At 64.8% G+C, this 7,709-nt stretch carries 8 protein-coding genes; 4 read left to right on the forward strand and 4 right to left on the reverse strand.

Features of this window, described 5'->3' with window-relative positions:
* A partial coding sequence (locus QOC76_RS05890; protein ID WP_526355152.1) for an ADP-ribosylglycohydrolase family protein occupies window positions 1-1,387 on the reverse strand: 1,387 nt, incomplete at its 3' end.
* A 75-nt stretch (window positions 1,388-1,462) separates the two neighbouring features.
* On the opposite strand from QOC76_RS05890, the gene QOC76_RS05895 reads away from it, so the two are divergent.
* Entirely contained in the window at window positions 1,463-2,116 is a 654-nt protein-coding gene (locus QOC76_RS05895; RefSeq protein ID WP_526355154.1) for an NrtR DNA-binding winged helix domain-containing protein, read from the forward strand.
* A 234-nt stretch (window positions 2,117-2,350) separates the two neighbouring features.
* On the opposite strand, the gene QOC76_RS05900 is transcribed toward QOC76_RS05895, so the two are convergent.
* From QOC76_RS05900 to QOC76_RS05910, 3 genes are read right to left on the reverse strand one after another with little or no spacing between them, the layout of a single operon-like run.
* Window positions 2,351-3,331, reverse strand: a complete 981-nt coding sequence (locus QOC76_RS05900; RefSeq protein ID WP_526355156.1) for a hypothetical protein — start codon at window positions 3,329-3,331, stop codon at window positions 2,351-2,353.
* Between the two features lie 46 nt (window positions 3,332-3,377).
* Window positions 3,378-4,421, reverse strand: a complete 1,044-nt coding sequence (locus QOC76_RS05905) for a metallophosphoesterase (RefSeq protein WP_526355158.1) — start codon at window positions 4,419-4,421, stop codon at window positions 3,378-3,380.
* Complete coding sequence (locus tag QOC76_RS05910; protein ID WP_526355160.1) at window positions 4,354-4,650, reverse strand: hypothetical protein; 297 nt, start codon at window positions 4,648-4,650, stop codon at window positions 4,354-4,356. The genes QOC76_RS05905 and QOC76_RS05910 overlap by 68 nt, the downstream gene beginning before the upstream one ends.
* A 68-nt stretch (window positions 4,651-4,718) precedes the next feature.
* On the opposite strand from QOC76_RS05910, the gene QOC76_RS05915 reads away from it, so the two are divergent.
* The 3 genes from QOC76_RS05915 to QOC76_RS05925 are packed head-to-tail and all read left to right on the forward strand — an operon-like array spanning window position 4,719 to window position 7,662.
* Window positions 4,719-5,195, forward strand: coding sequence for a hypothetical protein (locus QOC76_RS05915; RefSeq protein WP_526355162.1), 477 nt, complete (start codon window positions 4,719-4,721; stop codon window positions 5,193-5,195).
* 43 nt (window positions 5,196-5,238) lie between these two features.
* A complete protein-coding gene (locus QOC76_RS05920; RefSeq protein ID WP_526355164.1) occupies window positions 5,239-6,375 on the forward strand; it encodes a hypothetical protein in 1,137 nt (378 codons plus the stop codon).
* 39 nt (window positions 6,376-6,414) lie between these two features.
* The gene (locus QOC76_RS05925; protein ID WP_526355166.1) at window positions 6,415-7,662 is read left to right on the forward strand and encodes an HNH endonuclease signature motif containing protein; all 1,248 of its coding nucleotides are present in this window, start codon (window positions 6,415-6,417) and stop codon (window positions 7,660-7,662) included.
* The last annotated feature ends 47 nt before the right edge of the window (window positions 7,663-7,709 follow it).

The raw sequence follows: 7,709 nt of genomic DNA on the forward strand, positions 1-7,709 counted from the left end.
ATGCACCCGGCAGCACCGCCGTCACGTCCCGCACCGCCTCGTCCACGTCGACACTCCGGAGCCGCGCGCCGTACAGCGCGCCCACTGCCGGCGTGCGGCTGTACGCCGCGACGCAGTGCACCAGCACTGTGCGTCCCTCGTCCCGCAACTGCTCGATCAGCCGCACCGTATCCAGCAGCACGAAGTCCAGGTGCGGGTTCTCGTCTTCGCTGGTGCGGTCGATCAGCCGTACCTCGACGTGGGGCATGTCGTCGCACATGTCGTCGTCGCTCACGCGGCAGAGCGACACCACAGCATCGACGCCTGCCGGTAGGTTCCGCAGTACGCCGATGCCGCCGAGCAGGACGCGATCGTCGTACGGGTGCCGCGCGCATGTGTCGATAGGCGACCCCGGGTACGAGTAGTCGAACAGGTCCGGCTTGCCTCCACGCTCGATCGCCGTGGCCAGCGCCACCAGGTCGTGCGCCCTGATGGATGGCCAGCCGTGCAACACCCGCCGCCAGGCGCCCGGTATCGCCGACGCGCCGCACGCCGCCCCCAGCAGGCCACCGGCGATCGCCGCCACGGTGTCGGTGTCATATCCGGCGCGGACGGCCGCGTCCAGTGCCACCCGCAGGTGGTCGGCGCCGAACACACCGGCGTCGGGATCCTCGACGGGAACCGGTGTCCTCGCGATCGCCGACCAGGCCGCCTGCGTCGCCGTCACCACCCAGCCGTTGTTGGGGAACGATGCGGGCGGCGCTGCCTCAGCGTCATCCAGGCGCCTGGCCCAAACGTCTCGTAGGTCAGAAGCGATGTGCCGCAACCCCACTCGGACATCGAGTTCACCGGTGAGTACCGCATGGCGGATCGCACAACACCACAGCACGCAGGCGTCTCCGGCGTCCGGGTCGTAGTGCGTCAACACGCTGATGGCACGGGCGGCCTCCACCATGGCGTCTTCGTCATCGAGGTAAGCGAGGGCCACCGGGGCAGTCCGCATCAACGCGCCGTTGCCCGAGGTACGGCCAGTCTGCTGGTGGAACGCCGCCGACGCCGCCCGCGCGTCCGCCGCCGTGATGCTTCCGCCGCGCGACGCAGCCCTGAGCACTGAGCCCGTCTGGACTCCGATGTCTTTGGTGACCCGCGACCACTCCAGCCACCGGGTCACGATCGCGTCCTGCGCGGCCGCCCCTCGCAGATCAGCGCCTGTCGCCGCCACCTCAGCGATCGCGATCGCCATCGATGTGTCATCGGTCCATTCGCCGCGCTCCCACCCGCCGCCGCCGACCATGGCCACCTCAAGCTCCGGTCCGCGCGGTGGCTGGAACTCGTATGGCGCACCGAGCGCATCTCCTGCCGCGGTGCCCAACAGCACACCCTCAACGCGATCGTGGTAAGACGTCATGTCTCCGCCTCCTCAGGCTGGCAATTTTGCGCAGATATGCGCTAATTGTCAATCACGGTACGCTACGAGTCCGACATGAGCGCGAACAGGCACCGAGACCCCAGCGGGCGGAAGCTAACCGACTACCCGCGGCCGTCGGTCGCCGTGGACACCGCAGTCCTGACACTGGACCCCAAACTGGGGTTGGTGGTCCTAGAGGTGCGTCGTCCGGCCGGTAAGGGGTGGGCGCTGCCCGGCACCTTCATCCACGAAGGAGAGACACTTGCCGGCGCCGTCGATCGGTCACTGCGCGTCAAAGCCAACGTGCGCGGTCTGCACCCGCGTCAACTTCACGTCTTCGACGACCCGAAGCGTGACGACCGCGGGTGGGTGCTGTCCGTAGCCCACGTACAGGTGGTCCGGCGGGAGCAGTTGGCGGACCGCTTCGCCGAGACAACCCGGCTCGTCTCAATAGACGCGCCCGGGCGGCTGCCATTCGACCACGCCGACATCATCACGCTGGCAGTCGAAGATGTTCGTTCGCGCTATCGCGACAAGCCGGATCCAGATGGGCTTCTCGGTGACAAGTTCACGCTTCGGGAGCTGCGCATCGCACATGAAACGATCGCCGGACGAGAGCTGCAACGCGACACCTTTCGACGTGCTGTGGAACCACGGTTGGTCGCCACCGGTACCAGAAGCGTGAGTGGACGGGGCCGTCCCGCCGAGCTGTACCGTCGCGCCGAGTGACCGACCGTCGCGGCCTCCGAAACGGGTGAGTTGCTTCCAGGCAGGGCAGACTTCACGCATCTCAAGCGGTTCTTCGAGCGAGAGCAAGACGACGACGAAGTAGCTGACCTGTTCGTAGCAGTTCGCGCGGGCAGCGTCCAGTTCTTCGGCACACCTGGCATGTACAGCGCGCAAGTCGGCTATTCGGACTGTGAGTGAAGGGACTCTACGGCGCGATCGTCGGTCAATCTGCCCTCAGCCGCCGCGTATCGCTCTCAGCCGCTTGAAGATCCGGTCGAGAAGTTGGCCGTCGCTATCCATGTGAAGCAGCACGGGGTCGACCTCCACTGTGCCATTCGCGTAGCGAAGCAGCTCTGGCATCTCTCCGACACGCGCCACGAAGTCGTCGATGAATGTGCGATACCCCTGCAGCGGAATGTCGGCGAACGTCGTCACGTCACGCATCAGGTCCGAATACTGGTTCGGCACCGATACGCTTCTGCATCGCTCCGACAGGTCGAGAAATCGGTCGTGATAATCCATCAGACGGTTGGCGGCGTGCGCGATCCCGTCGCCATCGGCCGTCGCCTCGTCTCCAGGATCGCCGAATACGTCCACGAATGCTGCTGTCAGCATGAAGCTTTCGACCTGGCCGACCAGCGCGGCGATCTCTTCGATCTGCTCGGTGACGAAGTACCGCACTTCTGGGCCAGAACTCAGCCTTGTGGCCGGCGCTCCGACGAAACCCAGCGCACTGTCCCGCAACCGCCCCTGCACCGCTGCCCGCCGCTGAACGAGCACCGACGCGAACGCGGCCCATCGCCAACACGGTAGCTTCTCGCTGAACAGCGTCCTCAGATCATCTGTTGTGTACGCCACCGCAGCGACCGCCGAAAACTCCTCTGACGGCTCGATCACGCTGGCGGCGTCAGGGTTCGGGACCACGGCCCGCATCGCCTTGGCGCCATCTGGGCCGTACACGCCACGGCTGTCTCCGCGCAGTGTCCAGCGGTGTTGCAATTCAGCGCGGCGACTGAGTTCCGCGTCGCGGGAGGCAGCTTCGATACGCCTCCGTTCGATCTCCCGCACGATCGCGCGTACCGCGAAGAACGTGCCAACCAACGCCGCCGCGCCGACGATAAACCAGAAGAACTTGACGATCACGCCGACCACCAACAGCACCACGAAAACCACTGCAAAACCCGAGTCCCCACCCGAGCGACGCCTCGCCCCCATGGGTTGAGGCTAGGCCGCCCCACCGACATCAACGGTCCCTCGAGTGCTAGCGGTCCAAGCTGACGTAGTGTTCCGGCCGGATCTCCTTCTCGCCGCTCCATTGGTAGGCGACAAGATTGCCCGTCTTGATCGCGCTGAAGTCGACGCATGCGGTGTGAGCCGTGTAGTCCAACCCTTCCGTCGGCTGACCGCTGCGCCAGTAGTGCCCATAGAACACCGGAACATCGCCGCGGTAGGAGAACGACCGCTCCGCCGGCTCGACCTCGGCTTCTGGCAGGGGCGGATACGGTTCGCCGCTCTCCGTTGTGAAGTTTCCGTCCATGACCGCGAGGTCGCGAAGCGTGGTCGCGCCTTCGCGCCACCACGCGACCCGGGCCTCCCGGCGCGGGTAACCGTCCTTGTCGAAGTACGGCGGCAGTCCGTGGCCGGTGATGTCGATCTCCGGCCCTTTCAACAGCACCTCGACCGCCTTGTACAGCGGGTCCGCCTTGTCCGACGCTCGGACGAATTGGTGAACCGTGCTGAACCGGTTCGACCCGAGCGCATCCTCGACGTCGCGCATCGACGGCCCGTGCCAGCACGCGTGAACCACGCGAATGCCATCCAAGTCCAGCCAGAGCGGCATGGTCGCGAACCATTTCAGGTATCTCGCACGGGTCTCGCCGGTGACCTGCTCTAGGAAGGCCCGATGCTGGTTTTCGTTCTTCTTGTTGCGAGGGCGAAGGTACTCGCCGGGCCGGTCCGGATGCTCGATGCTGTAAGCGACAGCGTTGAATTCGTGATTGCCCATGACGATTTGGGCGCTGCCGTCGTCGACCATCCGCTTGACCAACTCCAAAACCTGCGCCTGCTCCGTGCCGCGGTCGACGAGGTCACCGACGAAGATCGCCTGGCGGTCCGCATGGCGATAGGCGCCGGCCCCGTGGTCGCGGTAACCCAGGCGTTCGAGCAGATCCATCAGCAGCGACGCGCAGCCGTGCACGTCTCCGATGATGTCGAAGCCCCGTGCGGCCTCCGGCCGATCAGAACTCGATGATTCGGATGTGGTAGGTGTCGTCTTCGTTGACGCATTGAATGCTTGGATGACCATCCCTTTCCAATAGTGTTTTTCCAGTACGCTTCTCTGTCTCGGTAAAGATTTCGATCAACATTTCACCTTTCACGGTCGCCTCGATATCGGTGACGTCGCGGTGGTCTCGGTGCGTAGTCGCCTTGCCGGCGTCGATGAAGTCCAAAAGAACCCAGGCCACCTCCGACGCGGAGCTGATCAACCCTCCGTGCTGGCCGAGCGATCGCCTCCCGACAGATTTCTTATCCATAGATCCGACGTCGTCATCTGCCCTCCTCAGGCGATGGCGGGCCAACTCGACCCGCAGGTCAAACGGTGATGAGTAAGGTGGCGCATCGTCCGGCGAGCGAGGAGTCCGTATCGCTAAGGAGGTGCGTTTTCGCGGATCTAGTTGTCCGACCAAGTATCCGGCGGCGCCACTTCAACTTTCAACTGAACTGTACCGCGGACGTCCGACAAGCTATTCGCGAGTTAAACGAAATTGGGGTCGACGCCGCCTGGGAGGCCGCCGACCGCTACGGCCCCGGCTGGGCGTGGCGCGAACTGGGGGCAGACCAAGGCGCCAAGGCCCGGCCTGGCCACGCTGCCGACCTGTACCGGCCGCAACTCGAAAGTGATCTGCGGTATCCCGACACCAAGCTCTATCCACACATTGCCGTGACGCTGGCGACGATGTCAAAACTCTATGAACGCGGCGGTCGCGCCGACGAATTCGCCTCGCTCATCGCGCAGATCCGCCAAGACTACGGTTGGAGGCCGTCACTGATGAAAGCGCTGAGCGCGAAGGGGCTCTGAACGGCGGCCGACGTTGTCGCTGCCCGTGGGTAGCGTCCGCGCTATGAGCGACCGACGACGAGCACGTAGGGCCAAACAGTCACGGCGAGACGAGCGGCGCGCGAAGAAGCGCGACGACGAAAGCTCTGCCGACACGACCTTCAGGGACGCGGTACGTCGTGCCCTGAATCGGCACCCACTCGGCCTGCTCAGCATCGCCAGCATGATGATCCACGTGGCGAAACCCGATTCGCTCAGATCGCCGGAGGGTGACGGCAACTATCTCGATCAGATCCTGACTAGCTTGATCAATACGCCGAATCGGGAGACGACCGCGGTGTTGGCCGTTATCGCCGAGCTCCTCGTCGACGATCCGGAGCCGCAACAGCGATGCCGACGCGAAGTGGCTGAACGAGGCGAGCATCTGCCGCGGTGGATCGGAGCCCTCTCGCGGGTCGAGGTCTACCGAGCGGTGCGCAGAGCATATGTGTTCGGCGACGTCGACGAACTCGTCATCGGTATGCGATTCGACGGCGGGCACGAGCTGACCGTCGCCGTCGGGATCGATCACAACATGTCGTCGCGCGTTTTCGACGCTGGAGTGGTCAAGGGTCCGATCGACGAGGTGCTTGCGCGAGTAGCCGAATCTAGCAGCGATACTTCTGTTTTCGATATGGCGCTCAATGATGCGCGGACGTGGATCGAGGATGCGCTCAACAAACCGACATTAATCCCGGAGAGTGCCACCTGGCCGCTCTACCGTGCACTCGTTCGGTGGCTGGTGGATCGGCTGCCAGAGGGCGGTGAACACCGGTCACCGGCAGGGAACTCGGAGTCGAACCACAAGCTCTGCAATACGTTCTTCGCTACCAGTTCCGCTGCGCCGTTCACCGAACCCGGTCATCGTGAGCTGCTGCTGCAGCTCTTCGAGTCTGGTACAGGTGACCCGTTGCGCTGGAGCGGGGTCCGCGTCGAACGGGCAATCGGCGACCTGCAGTACCTCGAGGAGAGCTTTCCGTTGGAGGTGGTGCTAGACGCTCCCGATCTGCTGCGCGCGTTCGTCCCATTCGCACACGCGCAGAGCGGGATACGAGACGAACTGACGTCGCGAACACTCGCCGCGATCGACGCGCTGCGGACGAGCTACAAGCGGGAAGTGTTGAGGGAGGCCGACTACTGGTGGCTCGATGACGCGGTCTGAGCGCCATTAAATGTCGGACCCCGCTGCAATGATGGAACCATGACTTCGACCGCATGCTCTGGCGCCGTTGCGGTGCGCTCTGATGAGCGCCTCGCGGTGCTGTTCGAGGAGTTGTCGGAGTTGGCCGGTCAGCGCAATGCGATCGACGGGCGCATCGTGGAGATCGCGGCGGAGATGGAGCGCGACGAGCTATGCGGTGCTACGGGGGCGCGGTCGGTGGCGGCGTTGCTGGCATGGAAGACCGGTTCGTCTCCGACAAACGCGCACACCATCGCTGCTGTCGCGCGCCGGGCGGTGGAGTTTCCCCGCTGTGTCCAGGGCTTGCGGGAGGGCCGGCTGTCGCTGGATCAGGTCGGCGTGATCGCCGAGCGGGCAGCTGAGGGTTCTGATGAACACTATGCGGCGCTGGCCGAGGTCGCCACCGTCGGCCAGCTGCGCACCGCGATCAAGCTCGAACCGCGTCCGGAACCGGATCCGCAACCCGAACGTCAGCGGTCGATCACCAAAACTACCGACGGGCAATCCACCACTTGGCGGATCACACTGCCCAAGCTCGAGGCGGCGAAATTCGATGCGGCGCTGCAGTCAAATCAGGATGCGTTGATCGCCGAGTGGAAGCGCCATCACGACGACGACCGACCCTCACCGAATCGGCCGCCGCTGCCCGGCGCTGGAGAGGCGTTCATGCGCTTGGTCGAGGCCGGGTGGGACGCCGACGCCGCCCACCGCCCACATGGGCAGCACACCACAGTGGTGGTGCACGTGGACGTCAATCAACGCGCGGCGTCCTTACACCTGGGTCCGCTGCTCACGGAGTCCGAGCGTCGATACCTGCTGTGTGACGCCACCTGCGAGGTGTGGTTCGAACGCGACGGGCAGGTCATCGGAGCCGGGCGGGCGACGCGGGTAATCAATCGCCGGCTTCGTCGTGCCCTCGAGCACCGCCATCCCACGTGTGCGGTGCCCGGCTGCGGGGCCACCCTCGGCCTGCACGCCCACCACATCCGCCATTGGGAAGACGGCGGCCCCACCGAATTGGACAACCTCGTCTTGGTGTGTCCGTACCACCATCGGTTGCACCATCGGGGGGTCATTACGATCGCCGGACCCGCACACACCCTGACCGTCACCGACAGCGCGGGAAGACAACTCAGCGCGGGATCGCTCGCCCGTCCACCGACTAAACCCCCGCCGGGCGTGGCGCCCTATCGAGGACCCACCGGTGAGCGCGCAGACTGGTGGTGGTACGAACCCTTCCAACCCCAACCACCACCAACAAACAACTGATATGTAGAGAATCTTGTCAAGTGGGCATGGGGAGGCGCCGGGGGGGG

This window comes from Mycobacterium sp. (genome assembly GCF_032159565.1).
In the GTDB taxonomy this organism is placed as follows: domain Bacteria; phylum Actinomycetota; class Actinomycetes; order Mycobacteriales; family Mycobacteriaceae; genus Mycobacterium.